The sequence below is a fragment of the Apolloniradiicaulis salifontis genome, from assembly GCF_053756655.1.
In genome coordinates this window covers 1,192,741-1,216,748 of sequence record NZ_CM132387.1, presented here as the reverse complement: position 1 = coordinate 1,216,748, position 24,008 = coordinate 1,192,741, and the positions used below count along the sequence as shown (strand labels likewise).

The 24,008-nt window shown below is 66.1% G+C and carries 26 protein-coding genes; 10 read left to right on the top strand and 16 right to left on the bottom strand.

Features of this window, described 5'->3' with window-relative positions:
- Window positions 1-27: 27 nt before the first annotated feature.
- From guaA to ACWCOP_RS05890, 4 genes are all read right to left on the bottom strand, one after another.
- The gene (gene guaA, locus ACWCOP_RS05905; RefSeq protein ID WP_478250299.1) at window positions 28-1,596 is read right to left on the bottom strand and encodes a glutamine-hydrolyzing GMP synthase; all 1,569 of its coding nucleotides are present in this window, start codon (window positions 1,594-1,596) and stop codon (window positions 28-30) included.
- A gap of 85 nt (window positions 1,597-1,681) precedes the next feature.
- Window positions 1,682-2,278 carry an FMN-dependent NADH-azoreductase gene (locus tag ACWCOP_RS05900; RefSeq protein ID WP_478250298.1) on the bottom strand — a complete coding sequence of 199 codons (597 nt, stop codon included), beginning with the start codon at window positions 2,276-2,278 and terminating at the stop codon, window positions 1,682-1,684.
- Between the two features lie 179 nt (window positions 2,279-2,457).
- On the bottom strand, window positions 2,458-2,931 hold the full coding sequence (locus ACWCOP_RS05895) for a hypothetical protein (RefSeq protein ID WP_478250297.1): 474 nt from the start codon (window positions 2,929-2,931) through the stop codon (window positions 2,458-2,460).
- Window positions 2,932-3,122: 191 nt separating this feature from the next.
- Window positions 3,123-4,172: a M28 family peptidase gene (locus ACWCOP_RS05890; RefSeq protein ID WP_478250296.1), complete on the bottom strand. Its 1,050-nt coding sequence runs from the start codon at window positions 4,170-4,172 to the stop codon at window positions 3,123-3,125.
- Between the two features lie 83 nt (window positions 4,173-4,255).
- Here ACWCOP_RS05890 and ACWCOP_RS05885 point away from each other — a divergent pair, with 83 nt between their 5' ends.
- Together ACWCOP_RS05885 and grxD are read left to right on the top strand one after the other, a co-directional pair.
- On the top strand, window positions 4,256-4,495 hold the full coding sequence (locus tag ACWCOP_RS05885) for a BolA family protein (protein ID WP_478250295.1): 240 nt from the start codon (window positions 4,256-4,258) through the stop codon (window positions 4,493-4,495).
- A 307-nt stretch (window positions 4,496-4,802) separates the two neighbouring features.
- On the top strand, window positions 4,803-5,135 hold the full coding sequence (grxD, locus tag ACWCOP_RS05880) for a Grx4 family monothiol glutaredoxin (RefSeq protein ID WP_478250294.1): 333 nt from the start codon (window positions 4,803-4,805) through the stop codon (window positions 5,133-5,135).
- A 63-nt stretch (window positions 5,136-5,198) separates the two neighbouring features.
- Here the strand turns inward: grxD and ACWCOP_RS05875 are convergent, their stop codons facing one another.
- The 3 genes from ACWCOP_RS05875 to ACWCOP_RS05865 form a co-directional block, all read right to left on the bottom strand.
- Window positions 5,199-5,582, bottom strand: coding sequence for a hypothetical protein (locus ACWCOP_RS05875; RefSeq protein ID WP_478250293.1), 384 nt, complete (start codon window positions 5,580-5,582; stop codon window positions 5,199-5,201).
- 166 nt (window positions 5,583-5,748) lie between these two features.
- Window positions 5,749-6,366 carry a 30S ribosomal protein S4 gene (gene rpsD, locus ACWCOP_RS05870; RefSeq protein ID WP_478250292.1) on the bottom strand — a complete coding sequence of 206 codons (618 nt, stop codon included), beginning with the start codon at window positions 6,364-6,366 and terminating at the stop codon, window positions 5,749-5,751.
- Window positions 6,367-6,545: 179 nt separating this feature from the next.
- On the bottom strand, window positions 6,546-7,220 hold the full coding sequence (locus ACWCOP_RS05865; RefSeq protein WP_478250291.1) for a hypothetical protein: 675 nt from the start codon (window positions 7,218-7,220) through the stop codon (window positions 6,546-6,548).
- A gap of 199 nt (window positions 7,221-7,419) precedes the next feature.
- Between ACWCOP_RS05865 and ACWCOP_RS05860 the strand changes: the two genes are divergently transcribed.
- A complete protein-coding gene (locus ACWCOP_RS05860) occupies window positions 7,420-8,709 on the top strand; it encodes an SDR family oxidoreductase (protein ID WP_478250290.1) in 1,290 nt (429 codons plus the stop codon).
- Window positions 8,709-9,182 (top strand): DUF2269 family protein, encoded by a 474-nt coding sequence (locus ACWCOP_RS05855; protein WP_478250289.1) that lies wholly within the window; start codon window positions 8,709-8,711, stop codon window positions 9,180-9,182. Before ACWCOP_RS05860 ends, ACWCOP_RS05855 begins: the two co-directional genes overlap by 1 nt.
- 4 nt (window positions 9,183-9,186) lie before the next feature.
- On the opposite strand, the gene ACWCOP_RS05850 is transcribed toward ACWCOP_RS05855, so the two are convergent.
- On the bottom strand, window positions 9,187-9,927 hold the full coding sequence (locus ACWCOP_RS05850; protein WP_478250288.1) for an RNA methyltransferase: 741 nt from the start codon (window positions 9,925-9,927) through the stop codon (window positions 9,187-9,189).
- A 158-nt stretch (window positions 9,928-10,085) separates the two neighbouring features.
- On the opposite strand from ACWCOP_RS05850, the gene ACWCOP_RS05845 reads away from it, so the two are divergent.
- Window positions 10,086-11,309 (top strand): NADP-dependent isocitrate dehydrogenase, encoded by a 1,224-nt coding sequence (locus tag ACWCOP_RS05845; RefSeq protein ID WP_478250287.1) that lies wholly within the window; start codon window positions 10,086-10,088, stop codon window positions 11,307-11,309.
- A gap of 57 nt (window positions 11,310-11,366) precedes the next feature.
- Here the strand turns inward: ACWCOP_RS05845 and ACWCOP_RS05840 are convergent, their stop codons facing one another.
- The 4 genes from ACWCOP_RS05840 to ACWCOP_RS05825 form a co-directional block, all read right to left on the bottom strand.
- Window positions 11,367-13,118, bottom strand: a complete 1,752-nt coding sequence (locus ACWCOP_RS05840) for a cation:proton antiporter domain-containing protein (protein ID WP_478250286.1) — start codon at window positions 13,116-13,118, stop codon at window positions 11,367-11,369.
- A 92-nt stretch (window positions 13,119-13,210) separates the two neighbouring features.
- A complete protein-coding gene (locus ACWCOP_RS05835) occupies window positions 13,211-13,663 on the bottom strand; it encodes a nuclear transport factor 2 family protein (protein ID WP_478250285.1) in 453 nt (150 codons plus the stop codon).
- A complete protein-coding gene (alaS, locus tag ACWCOP_RS05830) occupies window positions 13,663-16,317 on the bottom strand; it encodes an alanine--tRNA ligase (RefSeq protein WP_478250284.1) in 2,655 nt (884 codons plus the stop codon). The genes ACWCOP_RS05835 and alaS overlap by 1 nt, the downstream gene beginning before the upstream one ends.
- A 181-nt stretch (window positions 16,318-16,498) precedes the next feature.
- A complete protein-coding gene (locus ACWCOP_RS05825) occupies window positions 16,499-17,074 on the bottom strand; it encodes a DsbA family protein (protein ID WP_478250283.1) in 576 nt (191 codons plus the stop codon).
- A gap of 138 nt (window positions 17,075-17,212) precedes the next feature.
- Between ACWCOP_RS05825 and ACWCOP_RS05820 the strand changes: the two genes are divergently transcribed.
- On the top strand, window positions 17,213-18,451 hold the full coding sequence (locus tag ACWCOP_RS05820) for a hypothetical protein (RefSeq protein ID WP_478250282.1): 1,239 nt from the start codon (window positions 17,213-17,215) through the stop codon (window positions 18,449-18,451).
- Between the two features lie 25 nt (window positions 18,452-18,476).
- Window positions 18,477-19,073 (top strand): hypothetical protein, encoded by a 597-nt coding sequence (locus tag ACWCOP_RS05815; protein ID WP_478250281.1) that lies wholly within the window; start codon window positions 18,477-18,479, stop codon window positions 19,071-19,073.
- Between the two features lie 71 nt (window positions 19,074-19,144).
- Here ACWCOP_RS05815 and ACWCOP_RS05810 read toward each other — a convergent pair whose 3' ends face one another.
- Window positions 19,145-19,645 (bottom strand): GAF domain-containing protein, encoded by a 501-nt coding sequence (locus ACWCOP_RS05810; protein ID WP_478250280.1) that lies wholly within the window; start codon window positions 19,643-19,645, stop codon window positions 19,145-19,147.
- 195 nt (window positions 19,646-19,840) lie between these two features.
- Here ACWCOP_RS05810 and ACWCOP_RS05805 point away from each other — a divergent pair, with 195 nt between their 5' ends.
- The 3 genes from ACWCOP_RS05805 to ACWCOP_RS05795 all read left to right on the top strand — a co-directional run bounded on the left by ACWCOP_RS05805 (window position 19,841) and on the right by ACWCOP_RS05795 (window position 21,166).
- A complete protein-coding gene (locus tag ACWCOP_RS05805) occupies window positions 19,841-20,305 on the top strand; it encodes a YHS domain-containing (seleno)protein (protein ID WP_478250279.1) in 465 nt (154 codons plus the stop codon).
- A gap of 21 nt (window positions 20,306-20,326) precedes the next feature.
- Window positions 20,327-20,836, top strand: a complete 510-nt coding sequence (locus ACWCOP_RS05800) for a hypothetical protein (RefSeq protein ID WP_478250278.1) — start codon at window positions 20,327-20,329, stop codon at window positions 20,834-20,836.
- 111 nt (window positions 20,837-20,947) lie between these two features.
- Entirely contained in the window at window positions 20,948-21,166 is a 219-nt protein-coding gene (locus tag ACWCOP_RS05795; protein WP_478250277.1) for a hypothetical protein, read from the top strand.
- Between the two features lie 99 nt (window positions 21,167-21,265).
- Here the strand turns inward: ACWCOP_RS05795 and dgcN are convergent, their stop codons facing one another.
- From dgcN to ACWCOP_RS05780, 3 genes are all read right to left on the bottom strand, one after another.
- Window positions 21,266-22,300, bottom strand: a complete 1,035-nt coding sequence (dgcN, locus tag ACWCOP_RS05790; protein ID WP_478250276.1) for an N-acetyltransferase DgcN — start codon at window positions 22,298-22,300, stop codon at window positions 21,266-21,268.
- Complete coding sequence (locus ACWCOP_RS05785; RefSeq protein WP_478250275.1) at window positions 22,297-23,298, bottom strand: dipeptide epimerase; 1,002 nt, start codon at window positions 23,296-23,298, stop codon at window positions 22,297-22,299. The genes dgcN and ACWCOP_RS05785 overlap by 4 nt, the downstream gene beginning before the upstream one ends.
- A gap of 66 nt (window positions 23,299-23,364) precedes the next feature.
- Window positions 23,365-23,994 carry a redoxin domain-containing protein gene (locus ACWCOP_RS05780; protein WP_478250274.1) on the bottom strand — a complete coding sequence of 210 codons (630 nt, stop codon included), beginning with the start codon at window positions 23,992-23,994 and terminating at the stop codon, window positions 23,365-23,367.
- Window positions 23,995-24,008: the final 14 nt, after the last annotated feature.

Here is a 24,008-nt window from a genome sequence, read left to right as displayed (position 1 = left end):
TCACCATTCGTCTCTAGCGCTTCGAAATCATTCCCACTCAATCGTGCCCGGCGGCTTGCTGGTCACGTCGTAGACCACCCGGTTCACGCCGCGCACTTCATTGATGATGCGCGTCGCGGTGCGTCCCAGGAAGTCGTGGTCGAAGGGGAAATAGTCCGCCGTCATGCCGTCGGTGGAGGTCACGGCGCGTAAGGCCAGCACATTGTCGTATGTGCGCGCATCGCCCATTACGCCGACGCTCTGGACCGGTAGGAGTACGGCGAAAGCCTGCCAGATGGAGTCGTAGAGCCCGGCCTTCTTGATTTCCTCTATATAGATGCGGTCGGCCTTTCGAAGGATGTCCGCCTTCTCCTTGGAGACCGCGCCGGGGATGCGGATGGCGAGGCCCGGTCCGGGGAAGGGGTGACGGCCCACGAAGGCGTCGGGCAGGCCCAGCTCACGGCCGAGCGCCCTTACCTCGTCCTTGAAGAGCTCGCGCAGCGGCTCCACGAGCTTCATGTTCATGCGCTCAGGCAGCCCGCCCACATTGTGGTGGGACTTGATGGTGACGCTGGGCCCGCCGTCAAAGCTCACCGACTCGATGACGTCGGGATAGAGCGTGCCTTGGGCCAGGAAATCAGCGCCGCCCACCGATTTGGCGTGCTCTTCAAAGACGTCGATGAAGAGCTTGCCGATGGTCTTGCGTTTCTTTTCCGGGTCGCTTTCGCCCTCAAGGGCGGTGAGGAAGCGCTCCTCCTCGTCGGCGGCCACCAGCGGGATGTTGTAGTGCTCGCGAAACAGCGTGACGACCTGGTCGGCCTCGCCCGCGCGCATCAGGCCGGTGTCCACGAACACGCAGGTGAGCTGATCGCCGATGGCTTCGTGGATCAGAACGGCCGCAACGCTTGAATCCACGCCGCCGGAAAGCCCGCAGATCACCTTGCCGGAGCCCACCTGCTCGCGGATCTTGGCGATGGCTTCTTCCTTGAAGGCGGCCATGGTCCAGTCGCCGTGCATGCCGGCGATCTCATGGGTGAAGTTGCGAAGGATCAGGGCGCCGCGCGGCGTGTTGACGACTTCGGGGTGGAACTGCACGCCGTAAAAGCGCCGCGCCTCGTCGGCAATGGCGGCGAACGGCGCGTGGGTGGTGGCCGCGATGGGGTGGAAGCCCTGGGGCAGCGCATTGACCCGGTCGCCATGGCTCATCCAGACCCGCTCCAGATGGCCCACATCTCCCAGCCCCTTGAAGAGAGGGCTTATCGCGGTGATCTCGATGTCGGCGCGGCCGAACTCGCGCTCATCGGCCGGCTCGACGCTGCCGCCCAGCTGGGCGCACATGGTCTGCTCGCCATAGCAGATGCCCAGCACCGGCACGCCCAGCTCGAAGACTTTTTGAGCTGCGCGCGGGGTGCCCTCGCCGTGGACGCTGGCCGGGCCGCCGGAGAGAATCACGGCCCTGGGCGCGTATGTCTCCAGAAACGCGTCGTCGACACGATTGAAGGGGTGAACCTCGCAATACACCCCGCTTTCGCGAAGGCGGCGAGCAATGAGCTGGGTGACCTGACTGCCAAAGTCGATCACCAGCGCTTTTTCATGATGGGCCTGAATCTCGGTCATGCACGCGCTTTAGCGCGGATCAGGCCGAGCGGGAAGAGGCCGGCGCGGCCCAAAGGCGGGCGCCGGCCCCTTCACCGAAAAACGGCTACGCCGCCTGCGCCTCCACGGCGTCCACCGCATCGGACACCGCCGCCTTTTCCGCGTCGGAGCGGAATCCCCAGCGGCCGGCGTCTACGACGCGCACATCGGTGATTCCGAGAAAGCCGAGCACATGGCGCAGATAGGGCGTCGCGAAGTCGATCTCGCTGTCCACGGCCGTCCCGCCCGAGGCGACGACCAGCCAAGCGGTCTTGCCTCTGAGAAGACCTTCTGGACCGGCTTCGGTATAGCGGAAGGTGCGCCGGACCCGGGCGATCATGTCGATCCACCCCTTCAGGCTCGCCGGGATGGTGAAATTATAGACCGGAACCGCGATGACGATGTGGTCGGCGGCCTCCAGCTCCACCACCAGTTCGTCGGACGCCGCGAGCGCCGCCTGCTGGGCGTCGCTGCGCTGGGCCGGGTCAGTAAAGTTGGCGCTCACCCAAGCCGCGTCAACAAAGACCGGTGGCTGCGCCGCAAGGTCGCGCAAGGTCACGGCGCCCGTCGACCCGGCGAGGCGCCGGGCGAGACGGTCGGACAGGTCGCGCGACACCGAGCCTTCGATGCGGGCGCTGGAGTCGATGCGAAGAATACGGATCACGCGGATCTCCCAGAAATCGATGGCCATCGCGGCCGCTGGCAGACCATTAAATGCGCCATCCTGAGCCGGGATTTAATCCTCACAGTGGGAAGCTCTTTGTTTCTTTATCGGCAAATATAGGCACAAAAAAAGGGCCGCAGCGCGCTGCGGCCCTTACGAGGGGAGGTTGGGAGGGCGGATCAGCCGGCGCAGGCGACCAAGGCGCTGTTGGTCGCCACGGCGGCCTCGCCGGCGCCCAACTCGGCGGCGCGAGCAAAGTCAGCGGCCGCAGCTTCGCTTTCGCCTGACAGCCACAGCGCGGCTCCGCGATTGGTGTAGGCTTCCCAGCTTGCGTCATTCATCGACACCGCCAGGGTGCAGGCTTCGGCGGTTTCCAGATTGGACTGATTGGCCAATGCGGCGCACAGATTGATCTGGGCGGCGGCCTTGTTCCGGCTGGACGTGCCGGACTCAAGCGCCTCGGACGCAAAGTGCTGAGCCACGGCCCAATCGCCGCGTTCGATGCGGCTCTGGGAGGCGCGGACATCGGCATTGGCTGCGGTGACGCCCACGAAGACGGGTGCGGACGGACAGTCCTGAGCCTGAGCCGGGCCGAGAGCTGCGAAAAGGCTCAGCGCTGCACCTGCGAGAAGCGGGGAGAGTTTGGCGAACATGGAGATAGTCCTTCAGGTCTGGCCGGCCAGCGCCCGCCGTTCAGTTCGCCTATCAATGTAGTTGCTTCACCGAAGTTTGAAAAGTGAACACCGTTAGATTTTTGGAAAAAACACGACAAATTTCCGTTGTGCGGCGCACAAGTCGCGGCATCATATCGACTTTCAAGGCTTTGGCGGCGGCCTGTTGCGCCCTATCGCCCGCTCTGCTCCGCGTCAGACAGCCAGGCGTCCAGCCGCTCGGCCAGATCCACCGCCGTGGCCACGGCGCCGGCGTAGAATTCCGGCTCGATGATGGAAAACTCGTCGCTCGGCTGGTGATAGTGCTCGTGATCCTCGACGCCCAGATAAAGGAAGGGTGTGCCCGCCACGTGGAACGGTCCATGATCGGACAAGAGCGTCCAGTCATTGCGCGGATCGCCGTCCGGCCGGTCATAGCCGGCGCGAAGCGCCAGCGGCGCCTGCTCGGCGGCGGCTTCGACAACCGGCAGAAGCGAGGGCGTGTGATAACCGCCCGCCGCCCAGATATCGCCTTCGGGGCTGTAGCCCAGCATGTCGAGATTGAAATTGAGCGCCACCGGCGCGGCGCCGTCGGGCGCCGACGCCACGAAAGCGCGTGCGCCGTGCAGGCCCCCCTCTTCGGCGTCAAAGGCGATGACCAGAACGTCGTGCTGAGGCGGGTTGACCTTGAAGTGCTCGGCGATGGCCAGAATGGCGCCCACGCCCGAGGCGTTGTCATCGGCGCCGTTGAATATCTCATTGGCCTCGCCCGGACCCACATGATCGTAGTGGGCCGTCACGGCGAGGGCTTTTGACCGGTCGGCGCCGGGGATGACGCCAATGATATTGTACCCGGTGAGCGTTTCGCGCTCGCTCTCGGGATCGCGAAAATCCACCGGACGCTGGAAATCAAAGCCGTGGACGAAGTCCTCGCCCACGCTGTCCAGCCCAAGCTCTGTGAAGCGCCCCACCAGATAGGCGCGCGCCAGGGCGTTGGCCGGCGTCCCCACAAGCCGCCCCGCCATGGCGTCATGGCTGAGAACGCACACATCGCGCAGAGAGGCCGGAGACACCGCGCCGCAATCGGCGATGATCGCGTCGGGCAGAACCGCCATGGCTGACGGTGCGTCAGAGCCCGCCGGCGCCGATCCGGTGTCCTCAATGGCGCCATCATCAGGCTGCTCAGGGGCGCCGCAGGCGGCGAGCGTGAAACTGGCGAGGGCGAAGAGGGCGAAAGAACGCATCAGGCTGGCTCCGGTCATGGCGCCGAGGACGGCGTTTTCCTATACTGGGGGGCCTTAGGTAGACCAACAAGGAGAGCCCGCCAATGCCCATGCAGGCCGAGGACATCGCCGAAATGATCAAGGAGGGCGTGCCCGGCGCCCAGGTCGAGATCATCGATCTCGCCGGAGACGGGGACCATTATAAAGCGGTCGTCATCGCCGAAGCTTTCGAGGGCATGGCCCGCGTGAAGCAGCACCAGCTCGTGTACGCCGCACTCAAGGGCCGCATGGGCGGAGAGCTCCATGCGCTGGCGCTGGAAACCCGTGCGCCATCAAAGGGTTGATATGGTAATACTTCAATTGACTCGATATCGTCGAAATTACGAGCTCATCGTGTGATCAAGAATGGTCCGCAGACGACGGGAGCCGGCCATGGCGATCAACGATTTTTACGAGTAGATTTTCGATGCCTCGCCCATGGCCACGGCGATCATTGACCGCAATTACCATTTGCCGCGCAGCGACATCGCAATGGACTGCATCAGTGGTTACCGCAGCGTCCCAGGAAAATGTGGTCCCGCACCCGGCCGTCTTGACCGAGCCGGACGCCTAGCCCACGTATGCCACTGTAGTTTTGCTCAGGAGCGCCCCATGACCGACCAACCCACGCTCGACGCCATCAAGAAAGCCGTTACCGAGAACGACGTGGTCGTTTTCATGAAGGGCACGCCCACTTTTCCCCAGTGCGGTTTTTCATCGGTCGTGGCGCGCATTCTGGATCATTTGCAGGTGGAATACGCCGCAGTGAACGTGCTGGACGACCATGACGTCCGCGAGGGGATCAAGGCCTATTCTGACTGGCCCACCATTCCCCAGCTCTATGTCAAAGGCGAGTTCGTGGGCGGCTGCGACATCATCAAGGAGATGTTCGAAGCCGGCGAGCTGCAGCAGATGTTCAAGGAAAAGGGCCTGGTCGAGGCCTAAGCGCGAATGCGCGGCCCGTCCACCTTCTCACCAGTCCCCAAAAACCAGGGCCGACGTCAGGCCCTAGTAAAAGTCGTGATTGCGCGGATTGATGACACGCAGCGACGCGCCGTCGGGCAAACCCAGCTCGTCCTTGGTCCAGCTCAGCTCCACGCCGGTGGGCAGCATGGCGCGGCAGTCATCCGGGTGCACGCGAATGAGCGCAAGGTCGAATGCCCAGCCGGCGTTCGCCGCACCGGTCACTTCGGGAAAAAAGCTGTCCTTGGTGGTGCATCCGTTGGACGGCACGCGAATACGGACCGAGGGTCCCTCGTCGCGCCAGGATAAGACCGGGGTGAGCTCCGCCCCGAAATTGAACGGAGTAAGCGGCGGCTCTTCGTACGCCGGTGCGCATGCGCCGAGCGTGAGCGCCGCAGCGGCGGCGAATAGCATGAGCGTGCGCGCCATGGCGGCCTCCTGAATATCCCTCACCTTTAACTCTAAACCGGACCGGGGCCGAGCGACAGCCGATCGCGGCGATAAATTCGCGGCGGCGCGGGACGCCGGCGCCAAGACAAAGAAAAGGCCCGCCGGATCGCTCCGGCGGGCCCGATCTTGGTGATCCCCGTAAAACTTACGAGGAGTAGAATTCGACGACCAGGTTCGGCTCCATCTTCACCGGATAGGGGACCTCGTTGAATTCCGGCACACGGGCGTAGGTCGCCTTCATGCCCTTGGCGTCGAGATCGAGATAGTCCGGCACGTCACGCTCCGGGCTGCCCAGAGCTTCGAGCACCAGCGCCATGTTGCGTGACTTCTCGCGCACTTCCACGACGTCGCCCGGCTTGACGATGTAGGAGGCGATATTCACGCGCTTGCCGTTCACCTTGACGTGGCCATGGTTCACGAACTGACGCGCCGCGAACACGGTCGGCACGAACTTGGCGCGGTAGACGATGGCGTCAAGGCGGCTCTCCAAAAGGCCGATCAGGTTCTCGGCGGTGTTGCCTTTGCGGCGCATGGCCTCGGTGAACAGACGCTTGAACTGCTTTTCGGTGATGTTCCCGTAATAGCCTTTCAGCTTCTGCTTGGCGCGCAGCTGAATGCCGAAATCGGACATTTTGCCGGCGCGGCGCTGACCGTGCTGGCCGGGGCCGTAGGAGCGTTTGTTCACCGGGGACTTGGCGCGGCCCCAGATGTTCTCGCCCATGCGGCGATCCAGCTTGTATTTCTGTGTATGGCGCTTCGACATAATCTTCCTATCCTGGACGCGGCCCGGTGCAGCGCCCTCTTCGCTGCACGATCAAAACGGCGGTTCACGCGTCGTCCGTCAGAGTTGAACGAGCGGTCGGCTTCAAGGCCGGCCCATGAGGGAAGCGCGCGTTATGGCGACGGGGCGCCACAATGTCAATCTCCGCAAGCCTTAGAGGCTCAACCGGCGAAGGATGCCTGACACTCGTCGGGGGTCGCGCCCTCGGGCTGGATCGTGACGCGAAGCTCGCGAAGCAGCAAGGCGCGGGCGCCGCCCTCGATATCCGGCCAGACGCCGACGAACTCAACTTCATTGAGCGGCGCGTCCGGGCTCACCTGATAGCAGAAGCCCACTGTACGGAAATCCACGCCCACCGGGACGTATCGCCAGCCGCTATCTCCGCCGCCGCTTGTAAAATACGCAAGCCGCGCCTCGGTGATCGCAGATTCCGGCGCCGCGCGCAGGCTCGCCTCGATTTTTAATAGACGGCCCGGCACGCGAGCTTCGAATTCCGGCGGTATCACCCCGGCCACGCCCGCCGAGAGGCGGCCAGCCACTTCCAGGCTCGCCGTCGCTGTCAGGCGCGCCACCGGCGCGCCGCTGGCGGTGAACAATTGAAACCCCGTGCCCGGCCCGGGCAAGAGCTGGGCGAGCGCCGGTCCGGCCATGACGAATTCGGTCTCGGTCACCACCGGATCTTCGCCGCTGGGCTCAAGCGCCATGGCCAAGGCGATTAGCCCCGCCGCGAACAGCACCGCGCCCGGCATGAACAGCCAGTCCGGCGGCGAAAGCCGCCCCAGCCCGCCACGGGGCGTGGAACTGCGTCCGCTATCGTCCTGGAGGGAGGACACCATGACTCTTTCTCCAATCCCGCAGCCGGAACGCTGTCTGGAAAGCCGCTACCTTGCCCGGTCTAGAGGATTTTTCCGGCGGCGAACAGCGTCGTTCCGGCGCACTGGCGCACCGCGGCGCGCGCTCCGGCCACCGCGTCCAGGCGCTCGCACAACGGCGCGGTCCGCGCTAAGAGCAAGTGGGGGCTGATGGGAGACAGCGGTGCGCATACTCGTCACAGGCGGCTACGGGCTGATCGGACTGGCGGTGGTGCGTGCGCTGATGGCGCAGGGCGTCGAGGTGCGCGGCGCTGGCCGGCGGCCGCAGCTGGGCGCCGCGCAGGCGCCGGGCGCGCACTGGGTTCAGATCGACATCGCCCGGACGGATCAGCGCCTTGACGCCGCGCTAGAGGGCGTGGACGCGGTGGTGAACGCAGCCGGCGCGCTGCAGGACGGCGGAGGCGATGATCTGGCGGGCGTTCATGACACCGGGGTCGGCGCGCTGCTGGACGCCTGCCGCAGGGCCGGCGTGCAGCGTTTCGTGCAAATCTCGGCCTCCGGCGCGGCGCCTGACGCCTCAACGCATTTCTTTCGGACCAAGGCCGCCGGCGATGCGCGGGTGCGCGAGAGCGGGCTCGCCTACGCGATCCTGCGCCCCAGCCTTGTGCTCGGCCCTGAAACCCACGGCGGATCGACGCTGCTGCGTACGCTGGCCGGCCTGCCATTTGTTCAGCCCGTCGCACACGCGGACTCGCTCATTCATCTGGTCGCTCTTGACGATGTGGCGCGGGAGGCCGCCCGCTTCGCCATGGGCGAACGCGCCATGGATGTGGAGCTGGATCTCGCAGGCCCCAAACCCGTGCGCCTTGGCGCATTGATCGCCGGCCTGCGGCGCAGGCAGGGCCGCGGGGCCGCGCGGATCCTCCCCCTGCCGCCGGTTTTCGCCGCGCTGGCGGGCGTGGCGGGCGACGCCGCGGCGGCGCTGGGCTGGAAGAGCCCGCTGCGCTCCACCGCCATGCGCGTCATGGCCGAGGGCGTGCCCGCAGATTCCGCCGCTCACACGGCGCTGGGCTACGGCCCGCTTAAAACCACCGAGCAGGTGCTCGACACCATCGCCGGGATGAAGCAGGAGCGGATATACGCCCGCGCCCTGCCCCTTCGCGTGCTGGCGGCGGTGACGCTGTCGGCGTTCTGGATCGTCAGCGGCGCGGTGGGGCTGGCGCAGATCGACGCGGCCACGAGCCTTCTCACCAGCGCCGGCATGGACGAGCGCGCCGCGCGCGCCTTCGTCGTTTCGGGATCCCTGATTGATCTGGTTCTGGGGTTCGGCGTGCTGGTGCGGCGCAGCCATACCGCCGCGCTTCTGGGCATGATCGCGGTGACGCTGGGCTATCTCGCGGCCGCCAGCTTCGTGGTTCCGGCCCTGTGGCTCGATCCCATGGGTCCGCTGGTGAAGACGATCCCCGCCATGACGCTGGCGCTAGTGGCGCTGAGCCTGAGAGAGCCGCGCTGATGCTCGCCGAGCTGATCCTGCGCCTGGCCCATGTGACCGGCGCCGCGGTCCTGCTGGGCACCGGGGCGGGCATAGCGTTCTTCATGGTGATGGCGCGGCGCACCCGCGACCCGAAGCTCATCGCCCATGTGGCCGGCACGGTGGTGATCGCCGATCTCGTCTTCACCGCCACCGCCGTGATCGCCCAGCCGGTCACCGGATACCTTCTGGCGCGCGAAGTCGGCTGGTCCATGGGCGAGCCCTGGATCGTGCTCTCGCTGGCGCTCTATGTCGTCACAGGGGCGTTCTGGCTGCCGGTGGTTTGGATCCAGATGCAGCTGAAAACCCTCGCCGAGACCGCCGCGGCGAGCGCAGCGCCGCTGCCGCCCGCCTTCGACCGGCTCTATGCGATCTGGTTCGCCTGCGGCTTTCCCGCCTTCTTCGCGGTGGTGGCGATCCTCTGGCTGATGATCGCGCGGCCGGTGTTCGCCTAGGCGCCTAATCCTCGCGGATGATTCGCGCCTTGCCGCGTCCCAGCGTCAGCGCCTTGATGGCGCCGCGCAGGGTGCGCACTTCCTGGCTGGTGACGCCGCCGCGCGCGAAGATGTTGATCAGGTTCTGCATCATCAGCGGCGTTTTTTCCGGCGGGTAGAAGAACCCCGCCCGGTCAAGCTCGTCATGGAGATGGCCGTAGAGCCCGTCGAGCTCGCCCTGGCTGGCGGGGGCCTCCATAGGGCTCCAGGCTTGCGGCACGCCCTCGCCTGCGCGCCATTCATGGGCGAGGACGCCGCAGGCCATGGCCAGGTTGAGGCTGGTGAAATCCGGATCCACCGGCAGCGAGATCACCGCCCTGGCGCGGGCGATCTCCTCGTTGGAATGGCCGGATTTCTCCGCCCCGAACATCACCCCGGCCCGGCGCCCTCCGGCGAGCGCCCCTCGAATCTCGCCCATGGCCTCGCGCCCCGTCATCACAGGTTTGATCATGTGGCGCGGCGTGCCGGTTGTGGCGTACAGCAGATGGCAGTCGGCCACCGCCGCCTCCAGCGTTTCAAAGACGCGCGCATTGGTCAGCACTGCGCTTCCCGCCGCCATGGTTTGCGCTGCCGGATTGGGCCAGCCGTCACGGGGCGCGACGATTCGCAGGTCGGGAATCGCGAAATTGCCCATGACGCGCGCGCAGGCGCCGATATTCTCGCCCAGCTGGGGGCGGCACAGGATAAAAACGGGCGCCTGATCCATTGAATCGACCATGGTGGGGGGCAAGGGCGCACACCCGCGCCCTTTCTCTCTCCGGTCCGCGGTGCTAGACACCCGCGCGACATCCGTCCACCCCTGGCGCGCGGCCTCCCCTGTCCGTCTTGCGCGCGGTAATGTTGAAGAACAAGAGAGTTTCGAACATGGCGAAGATCAAAGTCGACAATCCGGTCGTCGAACTCGACGGCGACGAGATGACCCGCATCATCTGGGCGTTGATCAAGGAAAAGCTGATCCTGCCCTATCTCGATATCGACTTGAAATACTACGATCTTTCCATCGAAAAGCGCGACGAAACCGACGATCAGATCACTGTTGAGTCCGCTGAAGCGATCCGCCATTACGGCGTCGGCGTTAAGTGCGCGACGATCACGCCGGACGAAGCGCGGGTTGAAGAGTTCGGCCTGAAGAAAATGTGGCGCTCACCCAACGGCACCATCCGCAACATTATCGGCGGCGTGGTGTTTCGCGAGCCCATCGTGATCAAGAACGTGCCCCGCCTGGTGCCCGGCTGGACCAAACCCATCGTCATCGGCCGTCACGCCTTCGGCGACCAGTACCGCGCCACCGACATGAAGGTGCCCGGTCCCGGCAAGCTGACCATGACCTACACCCCGTCGGACGGCGGCGAGCCGATCACCCATGAGATCTTCGATTTCCCCAGCGCGGGCGTCGCCATGGGCATGTATAATCTGGACGAGTCCATCCGCGACTTCGCCCGCGCCTCGCTGCGCTACGGCCTGGAGCGCGGCTGGCCGGTCTATCTGTCCACCAAGAATACGATTCTGAAGGCCTATGACGGGCGCTTCAAAGACATCTTCCAGGAGGTGTTCGACGCCGAGTTCAAGGACGGCTTTGCGGCCAAGAAGATCACCTATGAGCACCGCCTGATCGACGACATGGTCGCCGCAGCGATGAAATGGTCCGGCGGCTTTGTCTGGGCGTGCAAGAACTATGACGGCGACGTGCAGTCCGACACCGTGGCCCAGGGCTTCGGCTCACTGGGTCTGATGACTTCGGTGCTGATGACGCCGGACGGCAAGACGGTGGAGGCCGAGGCCGCCCACGGCACTGTGACCCGCCACTATCGCCAGCATCAGAAAGGCGAGAAGACCTCCACCAACTCCATCGCCTCGATCTTCGCCTGGACCCGCGCCCTGCACCATCGCGGCCGCATGGACGGCAATGAAGACCTCATGGCCTTCGCCGACCGGCTCGAGCAGAGCGTCATCAGGACGGTCGAATCCGGCTACATGACCAAGGACCTCGCGCTCCTGGTGGGCGACGAGCAGGGCTGGCTCTCCACCGAGGGCTTCCTGGACACCGTGGGCGAGCGCTTCGCCGAAGCGATGAAAGACATCGTCTAAGGCGCTTCAAAGCCCCACACCAAATGAACGAGGCCGGGCGGCGACGCCCGGCTTTTTTCATTCCCCCTTCCCGTCCGCCCGCGCGTATTCGTCGTCGCGCTCCTGGGCCAGACGGTCGCGGACGGTTTCCGGCGACAAGCCGAAGCCTTCCAGCGCGCGGCCGGCCAGCGCCAGCGCGGCCTCGATGGCCTCCAGAGTCACATGGGTGGCGCCGGCCTTGGTGAGACGGGCGGCGTGTTCGCCATCCCGCGCCCGCGCCAGAATCACCGCGTCGGACCGCAAGTCGCGGATCGCGGCGACCACGGCGCACGCCTTGTCGGGATCGTCCACGGACACCGCGAACAGCTCCGCCTTCGCGGCGCCGGCCTTTTTCAGGATTTCAGGGTCGGCCGCATCGCCGTAATAGGCGCGCCAGCCGTCCCTGCGCGCCCTGGCCACCCGCATGGCGTTGCGGTCGAGGGCGAGCACCTCCACGCCCTCGGTTTCCAGCACCCGGCCGATGGCGCGGCCAACACGGCCCATGCCGGCGATGATCACATGACCTTCAAGATCGGAGAAGTCCGCCATGGCCGGACCGGTGTCCGGGGCCGGGGCCAGGCGGGCGGAAAGCGCCGCACCGATGCGCGCCAGCGCCGGGGTGAGCAGCATGGACAGGCCCGCGATCGCCGCGACGATGGCCTGGGTCTGGGGATCGATGATCGCGCCGGCTGCGGCGGCGGCCAGGATTACGAAGGCGAACTCGCCGGCCGGCGCCAGAAGGAAGCCCGCCTCCAGCGCCAAGCGGCCATTGCCGGCGAACAGCCGACACGCCGCGTAGACGATGGCGAATTTGAGAACCAGCATCGCCGCCAGACCGCCGAACACCAGGATCAGGTTCTGCGCCACGGCGCCCAGATCGAGCCCGATCCCCACCGTGGTGAAAAACACGCCCAGAAGCAGCCCCTTGAACGGCTCCAGATCGACCTCGGCCTGGTGCTTGAACTCGGTCTCGCCCAGAAGAAGTCCGGCGAGAAACGCGCCCAGCGCCAGCGACAGCCCGGCCTCCTTGGTCAGAAGCGCGGCGCCCACAAGCGTCGCCAGCGTGATCGCCATCATCAGATCGCGCCCGCCGACCTTTGCGACCAGGCGGAACGCGCGCTTGAGCACATAGCGGCCGATGAGCACGATGATGGCGATGGCGACGAGGCCCTGAACCAGCGCCTCGATGATGACGGCTGTGACGCCCTGCTCGTCCGCGCCGGCGTCGCGCGCCAGAAAGCCCACCGTGATCAGGAAGGGCGCCACCAGAATGTCCTGCATCAACAAAACCGCCAGCGAGGCGCGGCCCAGCGGCGTTGCGGACCGGCGCTCTTCGGCGAGGATCTGCATGACGATGGCGGTGGACGACAGCGCCAGCGCCAGGCCGATCACCACCGCCACCGGCGCCGTCAGCCCGATAAGGACGCAGGCCGATCCGATGGCGGCCGCGCTCAATCCCGCCTGCAGCCCGCCGGCGCCGAACACGGCGCGCCGCAGCGCCCAGAGCCTCTGGAAGGAAAGCTCAAGCCCTAAAAGAAACAGGAGGAAGAGCACGCCCAGCTCGGCGAAGGGCGCGGCGGCCTCGGGATCGGAGACCGTCACCCATTCCAGCACCGGCCAGCGTTCGGCCATGGCGCCCAGCACATAGGGACCCAGCAGCACGCCCGCGATGAGAAAGCCAAGCACGGCGGACAGCCGCACCCGCTTGAACAGCGGCACGACCACCCCGGCGGCGAGCAAAAACACCGCCGCGTCCTTCAGCCAGACATCGTGGCCGCCGCCCGCCTCCATTGTGCGCTCCCGCTGCTGGCTTATTCGTTCAGTCTACACGCGATCGCCTGCAGGTTAATGGGCGAAGTCCGGTTCGGCAGGCCCATCAGGCGTTACCTGGCGCCTAGATCGCGCGAGAGGGTGACGAACACCTCCGCCGCGATGCGCCAGTCATCGCCTTCAAGGCGCCATTTGGCGAAATACCGCCCGGCATAGCGCACCATGACGCCGTCGGACGACCAGGCGCCCGTCCAGCGGCCGGTTTCGGCCGCCAGCAGGCCGTCGCCGCCCACCTCGATCCGCTTGGCGGACCGCACATAGGTCAGATCGCTCGCCTGACCCATGAGCGAGCGCCAGGCGTCGAGCTGCGCGCCGCGGCCGGCCATGAGCTCCGCGTCGTCGCCGGGCGTCAGGGTGCAGTCTTCGCACAGGACACTGGCGACAGCCGCCAGATCGCGGTCGGCGAGCGCCTGATTGAAGCGCGCCCGCGCCGCCAGGATCGCGCGGGCTGCGCGCTTGTCGCCGCTCGTCTGGATGTCGGCGCCGGGCCGTGCAGCACGCGCCATCAGCCGGCGAGCGCGGCCCGGATGGCGTCAAGCGCGGCCTCGGCCTTGTCGCCGTCGGGTCCGCCGGCCTGGGCGAAATCGGGACGCCCGCCCCCACCCTTGCCGCCGACCTCGGCCGCGCCGGCCTTGACCAGCTCCACTGCGTTGAACCGGCCGATGAGATCATCGGTCAGGCCCACCGAGAGCGCAGCCTTGCCGTCATTGACCCCGATGAACACCGCTATTCCCGAGCCCATGGCCTGGCGCGCCTCGTCCACAAGGCCGCGCAGATCCTTGCCGCCGACGCCCTCCACCACCCGGCCGGTGAATTTCACCCCGGCGATCTCTTCGGCCTCGGCCGGCTTGGCGCCGCCGCCGCCACCCATGGCGAGCTGCTTCTTGGCTTCGGCGAGCTGGCGCTCCAGCGCCTTGCGCTCGTCCTGCAGGGCGGTGATGCGCTCGGCCAGGTCGGCGGTGGGAATTTTCAGCGCCGCGGCGGCCTGCTTCGCGCGTCCCGCCTCAGTTTCCAGATACTGGCGCGCGGCCTCGCCGGTGAAGGCTTCAAGCCGGCGCACGCCAGCGCTCACCGAGCTGTCGGAGATGATCTTGAACAGGGCGATATCGCCGGTGCGCTCCACATGGGTGCCTCCGCACAGCTCCACCGAATACGCCTTGCCGGCCTTATCCAGCGAGCGGCCCATGGTGAGCACGCGAACGCTGTCACCGTACTTTTCTCCAAACAGGGCTAGGGCGCCCGCCTCGATGGCGGCGTCCGGGGTCATCTCGGCCGTCTTGCCCGGAGCGTTCTGCCGGATCACGGCGTTGACCTGGGCCTCGACAGCCTTGGCCTCATCCTCGCTCAGCGTGCGCGCATGGGAGAAGTCGAAGCGCAGCCGGTCAGGGCCCACATAGGAGCCCTTCTGGGTCACGTGCGGGCCCAGAACGTCGCGCAGGGCTGCATGGAGAAGGTGCGTGGCCGAGTGGTTCGCCTTGGTCCTGGCGCGGCGTTCGGCGTCGATCTTCAGGTGGGCGCCCTCGCCCGCCTTCACCAGGCCAGTCTCCAGCGTGCCGATATGGGCGTAGAGCGCGCCGGCGCGCTTCTGCGTATCGTCGACGATGAAGCGGGCGCCGTTTTCAAACTCGATCACGCCGCTATCGCCGATCTGGCCGCCGCCCTCAGCGTAGAAGGGCGTGCGGTCAAACACCAGCGCCGCAGGATCGCCCGCGTGCAGCGTCTCCACCTCCTGGGCGCCGGCCACGATTGCGCGCAGCACGCCGTTGGCCGTTTCGGCGGCGTAGCCGACAAAGCCGGTTTCGGCCAGGCGCGCCTTGAGATCGAACCAGAGCGCATCGGGCGCGGCGTCGCCCGAACCCGACCAGCTGGCGCGGGCATCGGCCTTCTGTTTCTTCATGGCCTTGTCAAAGCCGGCCGTATCCACGCCGATCCCCTTGGCGCGCAGGGCGTCCTGGGTCAGATCCAGCGGGAAACCGTACGTGTCGTAGAGCTTGAACGCGGTCTCGCCGGGCAGCGCCTGGCCTTCGCTCAGCCCCTCGGCGGCCTCTTCCAGCAGGGTGAGCCCGCGGCCCAGCGTGCGCTGGAAGCGCTCTTCCTCGGCGCGCAGGGTTTCCTCGATGACGGGCAGCGCGCGATTGAGCTCGGGGAAGGCGTCGCCCATCTCATCCGCCAGCGTCGGCGCCAGGGTGAACAGGACCGGCTCGGACGCGCCCAGCATGTGCGCATGGCGCATGGCGCGGCGCATGATCCGGCGCAGCACATAGCCGCGCCCTTCATTGGACGGGGTCACCCCGTCGGCGATGAGGAAGCTTGAGGAACGCAGATGGTCGGCGATCACGCGGTGGCTGGCGGCCTCGGGCCCCTGCGCCTTCACGTGGAGCGCTTCTTCGCTGGCCGCGATCAGTGTTTTGAACAGGTCCACATCATAATTGTCGTGCACGCCCTGAAGCACCGCCGCGATGCGTTCCAGCCCCATGCCGGTGTCGATGGAGGGCTTGGGCAGATTCTTTCGCGAGCCGTCGCCCTGCTGCTCGAACTGCATGAAGACCAGGTTCCAGATTTCGATGAACCGGTCGCCGTCCTCGTCCGGAGAGCCCGGCGGGCCGCCAGGGATGTGCGGGCCGTGATCGTAGAAGATTTCAGAGCACGGACCGCACGGGCCGGTGTCGCCCATGGACCAGAAATTGTCGCTGGTGGCGATGCGGATGATCTTCTCGTCGGGAAGGCCGGCGATCTTCTTCCAGAGGCCATGCGCCTCGTCGTCGTCGTGATAGATCGTGACGAGGAGCTTGTCCGGATCCAGCCCGAACTCCTTGGTGATCAACGTCCAGGCATGGTGGATCGCCTGTTCCTTGAAATAATCGCCGAAGGAGAAATTCCCCAGCATTTCAAAGAAGGTATGGTGGCGCGCGGTGTAGCCCACATTGTCCAGATCATTGTGCTTGCCGCCAGCGCGCACGCATTTCTGCGAGCTGGTCGCGCGCGAATACGGGCGTTTTTCCGCCCCTGTGAAAGCGTTCTTGAACGGCACCATCCCGGCGTTGACGAACAACAGCGTCGGATCGTCCTGGGGCACGAGCGGCGCCGATTGCACCACTTCATGGCCGTTGGATTTGAAATAATCCAGGAACTGGCGGCGGATATCGCGCAAGGCGGTCATGCAAGGGCTCCGTGCGCCGGTGGGCGCTTCGATGTCTCATGGCGCGCGGCGGTTTTTTGCGTCGCGCGTACAACGTCACGCGCACATATACGAAGGCGAGCCCGGCTTCGCCAAGCTTGCGGTGTAGATTTGCTGAAATACCATGGCCGGAACTTGCGCGCGGATCACCGTCACAGCGCCGTCACTGCGTTTCCGCCCACAGGTCGAAGCGGTCATGGCCCCAGTATTTCTGGCCGCGATCCACCAGAAAGGGCACGCCGAACACGCCGTCTTCGCAGATGCGGGCGCGGTCGGCCTTGAACGCGGCGTGTATCGCCTCGTCGGCTTTCAGCGCGTCCATGTCCGGCAGGCTCCAGCCGGAGCGCACGGCGCATTCGGCCAGAACCGCCGTGTCGGAAATGTCCAGCCCGTCGCCCCAGCGCGCATCGGACACCGAGAGCGCGAACGCCATGGCCGCGCCGTCGCGCTTTGCAGCCTGAAAGGCGCGATTGGCCGGCGCCCAGTCCACATCGAAGGGGTCAGGAAGCGCCAGAGGCAGCTTCATGCGCGCGGTCATCCGAATGACGTCCTCGATATAATAGTTGCGCTTGTATTTGTTGGCCGCCGGATCGGCAAACCCGCCCGCATCCTCGGGCGGGCCGGTGAAGGCGATTAGCTCGCCCTCGAACCGTGCGCGGGCCAGCTTGTGAAGGCCAAGCCTGGAGTACGGACTTCTGAACCCGAAATAACATCGGGCGCCGGATCCCGTGTCCGCCATGCCTCACCTCCTCGAATCTGGACGCTGTTAACTTAACACCGCGCCCTGGCCGCGCTAACGTTTCGTTAATTGAAATGCTCGGCGCTAAGCGAGGGTGGCCGGCGCCGGATGAAACGGGCTTTCGAGGGGATCGCCGAAATGACGTCAGAAGTCATGATCATGAACCGGCAGGCAGTGGTGCTCGCCGCCGACAGCGCCGTGACCTACGGGGGCGGGCCGGAACCGGTGGTGACGCTGGAGGCGGAAAAGATCCTGCCAATCAGCGAAACCATCGCGCTCATGGTGTATTCGCGCGGCGACGTGCTGGGCCGGTCCTGGTCGCACATCGCCCACGCCTTCAAGCGCGAGAGCGCAGCGCGTGAATTTGAAAGCGTGCGCGCCTGCGCCGACGCCTTCTTCGCCTTTCTGGACAAGAACCGCCGCCTGTTCCCGGAAAACGAGGAGAATGAGGAGTTTGAGGGGCTGATGCGCGCGGCCTTTCTCACCGTCCTGTCCCACGCCAAGGCCATGCGCAATTATCCCGGCGGCGGCTATGAAGGCGATTCAGACGCCTTCGAGGCGGCGCTTGCCCTTTATATCGAACACCTCACCCACGACGAGGCCGGGTCCGAGCGCGAACGCCTTGACGTGTTTGAGAGCTTTGACCGCCGCGCCTTCTATGAGCGCTACGGCGAAATGCTGGACGCACTCATCCGCGACAGTTTGGGCGAATTCGGCATGGCCGAGCAGATGCGCGCGAGGCTGTTTGATTTCGCCTATCTCATCGCCACACAGCCTGCCTTCCTCGAACCCTATGCGGGCCTTGTGTTCGCCGGATTCGGCGAAGGCGACGTGTTCCCGGTCTACGCACACTATTACGCCTCGATCTTCGTGGACGGCGTAATGAAGCGCGCCCATGACGAGACCACCGCGGTGGGCGTGGACGAAGGCCCCAACGCCTATCTGCGCACATTTGCGCAGGCGGAGATGACTCACGCCTTCCTACGCGGCGTCCACCCGCTCATGTTCGACGTGATGCTGTCTTTAAACCTGATCACCAACGAGGCCGCCGCCGAAGCCGCGCTTAAAGAGGCGGGCCTGGGCGAGGCGGAAATGGACGCGGTGCTGCAGCGCATGCGCGCCGAGGCCCTGCCGCGACTCACCGGCGAATTCGTCAACGCCGCCCAGTCCATCAGCCAGGAAGAATTCATCAATCCCTTCATCAAGGTCGTCTCGGCGTCGGGCAAGAGACAACTCGCCGAAACCGCCAAGGCGTTGGTGGAGCTCAACATTCTCAAGAGCGATCTGCATATGAGCCAGACCGGCGTGGGCGGCGAGGTCGATGTCGTAATGGTCTCGCGCACCGGCGGTGTGGAGTGGTATGCTAAAAAGTCGTGAATGGGGCGAAAGACAGGAGCGTGTGATGACCGAAGAGACCACCCGCCTGAATATCGAACGCGCCCGCGAGGCGCTGACCCGCGCCCGCATGGACCAGGTGTCCGCCGCCGTGCGCGCACCGCGCCCGGCCGACCTCTCCCGCCTTCGCGAGGAGCAGGACCGCCGCGCGTCCATCGATAGCCGCGCCGGCGCATTCCGCGAAACGGTCCGGTCAAGCCTTGGCCTCGGCGAGTATCGCGGCCCCGGCGTGCCCACCACCAGCTATGTGGCGCAAGCCATGAGCGCACCCTTATGCGACGCTGACATCTGCGCCCCGGCGCTCCATCCGGCCCTACAGACCCTTCAGCCGCAAACGTCCGGCGAAGCGGCCGCGCCTGCGGCGCCGACCACCGTTACGGCGACACCCGAAGTCGCGGCGCAGGACACCGACGCGGGCGCGCCCCCGCCAGCCTATGGCGAGGCTTCGCCGGCGCGCGCGACGGCGACCATGGCGGAAGAGACCGTCACCGATGAAGGCGACGCCTTCACCGCACTGCCCGAGGGTTATGTGGCTGAAGAAACGCCGGCCCCGGCCACCGCGCCGAAGCCGCGCAAGCGCCGCAAGTTTCTCGGGATTTTCTAGGCGAGAGCCCCCGGGACATGTCTGAACGCAAGACGCCGCGGCGGGCCGCTCAACCCCCGCAGCGTTTTCGTTCAGGCCGTCAGAAGCAGCCTGCAGATCGCTTCAAGACCCGCCTGATCATCGGAATCGAACGCGTCCAGCTGCTCTGAGTCCACGTCCAGCACTGCGGCGAGCTTTCCATCCGCGCCGAGGACCGGAACGACGATTTCCGATTTCGAGCGGCTGTCGCAGGCGATATGGCCGGGAAAGGCGTGCACGTCGCGCACCAGCTGGGTCTCGCCGCTTTGCGCCGCAGCGCCGCAAACCCCTCGCCCGAACGGGATGCGCAGGCATCCAAGCGTGCCCTGATAGGGACCCACCACAAGCTCTTGCGGCTTTTGTGGATCCACCACGTAAAAGCCCGTCCAGAAAAAGCGCGGCGCGAAATTGTGCGCCAGCAGGCAGGCGGCCGTGGCGTAGCGCGCGGTGGCGCTGGTTTCACCGGCCACCACCGCCTCGATCTCCTTGGCGAGGCGGGCATAGGCCTCGGCTCTGGTTTCGCCGGGGGCGGCGGTGCTCATGGCTTCGGCCATATCAAGCTCTCCCTGTCTGACCCGCCCAACTTAGTGGCGCGCGCGCCAGAAAAAAGCCGTCTCTCACGAACTCGTGCAGCCCGGCTCACGCGTCCGCGAGCGGTCGTGTAGTGCGGGCCGACCAAACGCAGCCTAGCGTCCGGCCATCGCATAACGGGCCGTTTGCAAGGCCCGCCCTTACGGAAAGGTCACTCCATGAAACACGCCTCGCTTCTCGCCGCCGCCGTGCTGGCTGTCTCCGGTGCTGCGGCCCTGCCGGCCGCGCCCGCCTTTGCTGACGACCTGGTCTATACGGGCCTGTTCTCCAACACCGGAGCGGGCGGCTATGACGTGGTCGCCTACCATGGCGAAGGCGGGCCCATGCGCGGATCCCGCGATTTCGAGACCCGATGGAACGGCGCCGACTGGCGCTTTGCAAGCCAGGCCAATCTGGATCTCTTTCTGGCCAACCCTGAGACGTATGCCCCGCAATATGGCGGCTACTGCGCCTGGGCCATGGCTGAAGGCTATACGGCCAAGGGCGATCCGGAATTCTGGAACCTGGTGGACGGCAAGCTCTACCTGAATTTCAACCGCGATGTTCAACAGACCTGGGAAGAAGACATTCCCGGCAATATCGAGCGCGCGGATGCAAACTATCCGGCAATTTTAGAAGACTGATCCTGTCCTTAGGGGGACGCCATGATGTCACACATTCGAATACTCGCCGCCTACGCCGCCGGACTTTTCATCGCCGCGATTTTTGTGGACTCGCTTCGGTTCAAGTTCGCCGGCCACGAAACACCCCGGCATATCTTCACGACCCTGCGAGACTGGTCGGGTATCGAGCTGTTCTATCCCGCCGGTCCCTGGATAATCGGGCTGGCGGAACTGGCCTCGGCGCTGCTGCTCATCGCGGTGGCGCTCATGATGCGGCTGACGGGGCGAAAAATCGTGGAAGCGGCTTCCCAGGTCCTGGGCGCGTTCATCGCGCTGGGCGTGATGAGCGGCGCCATCGGATTTCACCTGTTCACCCCGCTGGGAATCGAGACGCCGGTGGAATGGGTCGGCGGAGCGGCCACAGCTTTCAGCCCGGCCCTGTTCATCGCCGCCTGCATCAGCTGGTCGTTGGCGCTACTGATCATCGCAATTCGCGGCCGCGAAGCCCTTGGCGCCGTGCGCACATGGCGGGCCGCGCCGGCCGCCGCCTGACCCGCCTCGCCCTGCGTGCAGCGCGATGGTTGAACTCATGGGCGGATTCATGGTGGTATCAGAGAGTAATGCGTTAATTCCGACGCACGCGATGGAAGGATGGGATCAGTAATGCCGACACATGCGCAAGTCGCAGCCAAATTGCTCCGCGACGCCGCGGGCTTCTTCTCCACGGTGGGCGAACAGAATCCGACGCTGACAGACCAGATGGCCGAGAACGCCAACGTGTTTCAACAGGTCGCAAACTTGGTCGAGACCGATCCGCAGGGCGAACTGCAACAGCCTGAAGGCGCGCCCGGCGCGGAGCCCCCGGCCGGCGCCAACACCTGACGCGTCGACGCCATCATTAAAAAAGGCGCGCTTCTTCGGAGGCGCGCCTTTTTCTTTGCCTGATTCCGGCCCTGGCGCCCGGGCGCGAAGGTCAGCCTGTCAGTCGGCTTTACGCTCAACACCCAAAAGCGCGTCGGCCAGCGGCCCGGCGCCGAAACGGATCGGATCCGTGGCCGGCAGCCCGGTCTGGACCGAAGCGGCACGCACGGCGGCGCGCGCACGATCCTCGTCAAGGCGGCGGGTGTTCAGGCTCACACCTATGGCCTTGCAAGCCGGATTGGTGACGCGCGCGGTGGAGAGATGGGCCTGAATGGTCTCAACCAGGGTCGGCGTCTCGCGGCCCGGCAATCCGCGCATCTCAGCGCGCTCTGCTTCATGGGCGATGATGATGGCGTCCGGCTGGGCGCCGTGGACCAGGCCCGTTGTCACCGCAGCAAAGCTGGGATGCAGAACGCTCGCCTGACCCTCGATCACGTCCCAGTGGTCGGGCTCGTTTTCCGGGCACAGCATCTCCACCGCGCCGGAAACGAAATCGGCCGGCACCGCGTCGATGGCGATCCCGGCGCCGGAAATCAGAACCCCGGTCTGGCCGGTGGCGCGGAACGTCGCCTTCACGCCGCGCCGCTTCAGCTCGGCCTCCAGCGCCAGGGCGGTATAGTTCTTTCCCACTGCGCAATCCGTGCCGATGATCAGCACGCGCTTGCCCGCCCGGCGCTTGCCGTCGCCCACGGGCAGCGGCGCGCCGGACCAGTGGCGCACGTCATGGAGGGTGCGGCCAAGGCGTTCGGCGGTCTGGGCGATCTCCGGATTGGAGGACAGGCGCTGATGCAGGCCGCTGGCGATATCCAGCCCGGCTTCCAGGGCGGCCAGCAGGGTCGGCGTCCAGCGCGGCGACAGCACGCCGCCCCGGTTGGCGACCCCGATCACAAGGGTTTTAGCCCCTGCCGCGGCGGCCTCCTCCGGCGTCATGTCCGGCAGGCCGAGATCAAGATTGGAGCCTTCAAAGCGGTTCTGGCCGATGCATCGCTCGGGCCGCCAGTAATAGACTCCCTCAGCGGTCTTCGCGCCGACATCCTCGGCTGCAGACCCGGCCTCGCCCAGAAACAGGAGGTAGGGCGCGTGAATCGTTTTCAAATCGTCTCTCCATCGCCCCAAAGCCCGGCGGGCGGCGGGCTCATGCGGCCCCGCCCGTCCATCACAAGCGCCGCGTCGTCTTCGGCCAGCCAGAACGGCCCGTCAAGATCGACGAAGTCGGCTGTCTGCGCGAACAGAAAGGCCGGCGCGATCGCCCGGGCGCCGCAGATCATGCAGCCCACGAACATCCGTTTGTCCAGCGCACGCAGGCGCGCAGCCATGGTCAGGGCGTGGGTGAGCCCGCCGCACTTGTCCAGCTTGATGTTGACCACGTCATAGCGCGAGGCTGCGCGGTCGATATCGGCCAGGCTTTGAATGCTTTCATCACCGCACAGGGGCAGCGGGCCGTAATAGCCCTCCAGCGCAGCATCAAGATCCGCCGGCAAGGGCTGCTCCAGAAGCGCGAACCCGGCCTCGAACAGGGCGTCGGCGTTGCGCGCCAGCATGTCGAACGTCCAGCCCGCATTGGCGTCGGCGATCAGCGTGGCGTCGGGCGCGCCGCGGCGGACCGCCCTCGCCCGCTCGGCGTCAAGACCGTCCTTGGCTCCGAGCTTCACTTTCAGGAGCGCCAGCCCCGCCGCGTCGCGCGCGGCGGCCTCCATGGCCTGCGGCGTGTCCAGGCTGATGGTGAAGGCGGTGGTGAGCGGGCCTGGCGCCGGAACGCCCAGACGTGCGGCGACAGAGACGCCGGTCCTTCGCGCCTCCAGATCCCACAGCGCGCTGTCGACGGCGAAGCGCGCCCCGCCCGGCCCCATGAGATCCTGAAGCGCCGCGCGGTCCAGCCCGCCCTCAATCGCGCCGCGCACGCCCTCGATCTGGGCCGCGAGGCTTTGCGCGGTTTCACCAAGATAGGAAACGCCGGAGGCCTCCCCCAGGCCTTCCACGCCGTCCTCGAGCAGGACGACCTGAACGGCGGTCTGCACCACGCGCGATCCGGTGGAAATGACAAAGGGGCGTTTCAGGCGCCGTGACAGGACACGGACGATAAGCTCGGGCATGGGCGTCTCCGGCGGCGCGGACTCGCGCGGCGCCAGAGTGCAGAGCTTTGCCCCGGCTTTAAAGGCCTATCCGTACTTCACCGAGCAGCCATAGGGCCGCGTCGCCGCCGGGTCGGGCGTTTCGCCCGCAGCCAGCGCATCAAGGGCGTTGGCGACATAAGCGATAGGCGCCGGATCGCCCTCGGCGGGACGCGGTTGATCGTCGATGCCGCCGGCGTATTGAACAAGGCCCTCGCCATCGATCACATACATGTGCGGCGTGGTGCGCGCGTCATAGGCGCGCCCGATCACGCCTTCAGGATCAAGGATCGTCGCCGCCGGGGCCGCGCCGCGCTCTTCATTGAGGGCAAGGGCCGTGGCGCCGTCCACATGGCCCTGCTGTCCGGGCGCCGAGCTGATCACCTGGATCCAGACGACGCCGTCTTCGGCCGCTGCGGCCTGCAAGCCCTGCATTGCGCCGCCATAATGGCGCACGACATAGGGGCAGCCGTGATTGGTCCATTCCAGCACCACCGTCTGGCCCGCATAGTCAGACAGCGAGATCGTCTCGCCGCTGGCGGTGAGGCCGGTGAAGGCCGGCGCGGGCTGGCCGGGCACGGCCTCAGCGCGAGCGTGGGCGGCGAATGCGGCCATGGTCAATGCAGAGGCGGCGAGGAGCCCCCCAAGGGTGGTGAGATTGCGTCGCGTGAGGGTCATGGTAAGCGCTCCAT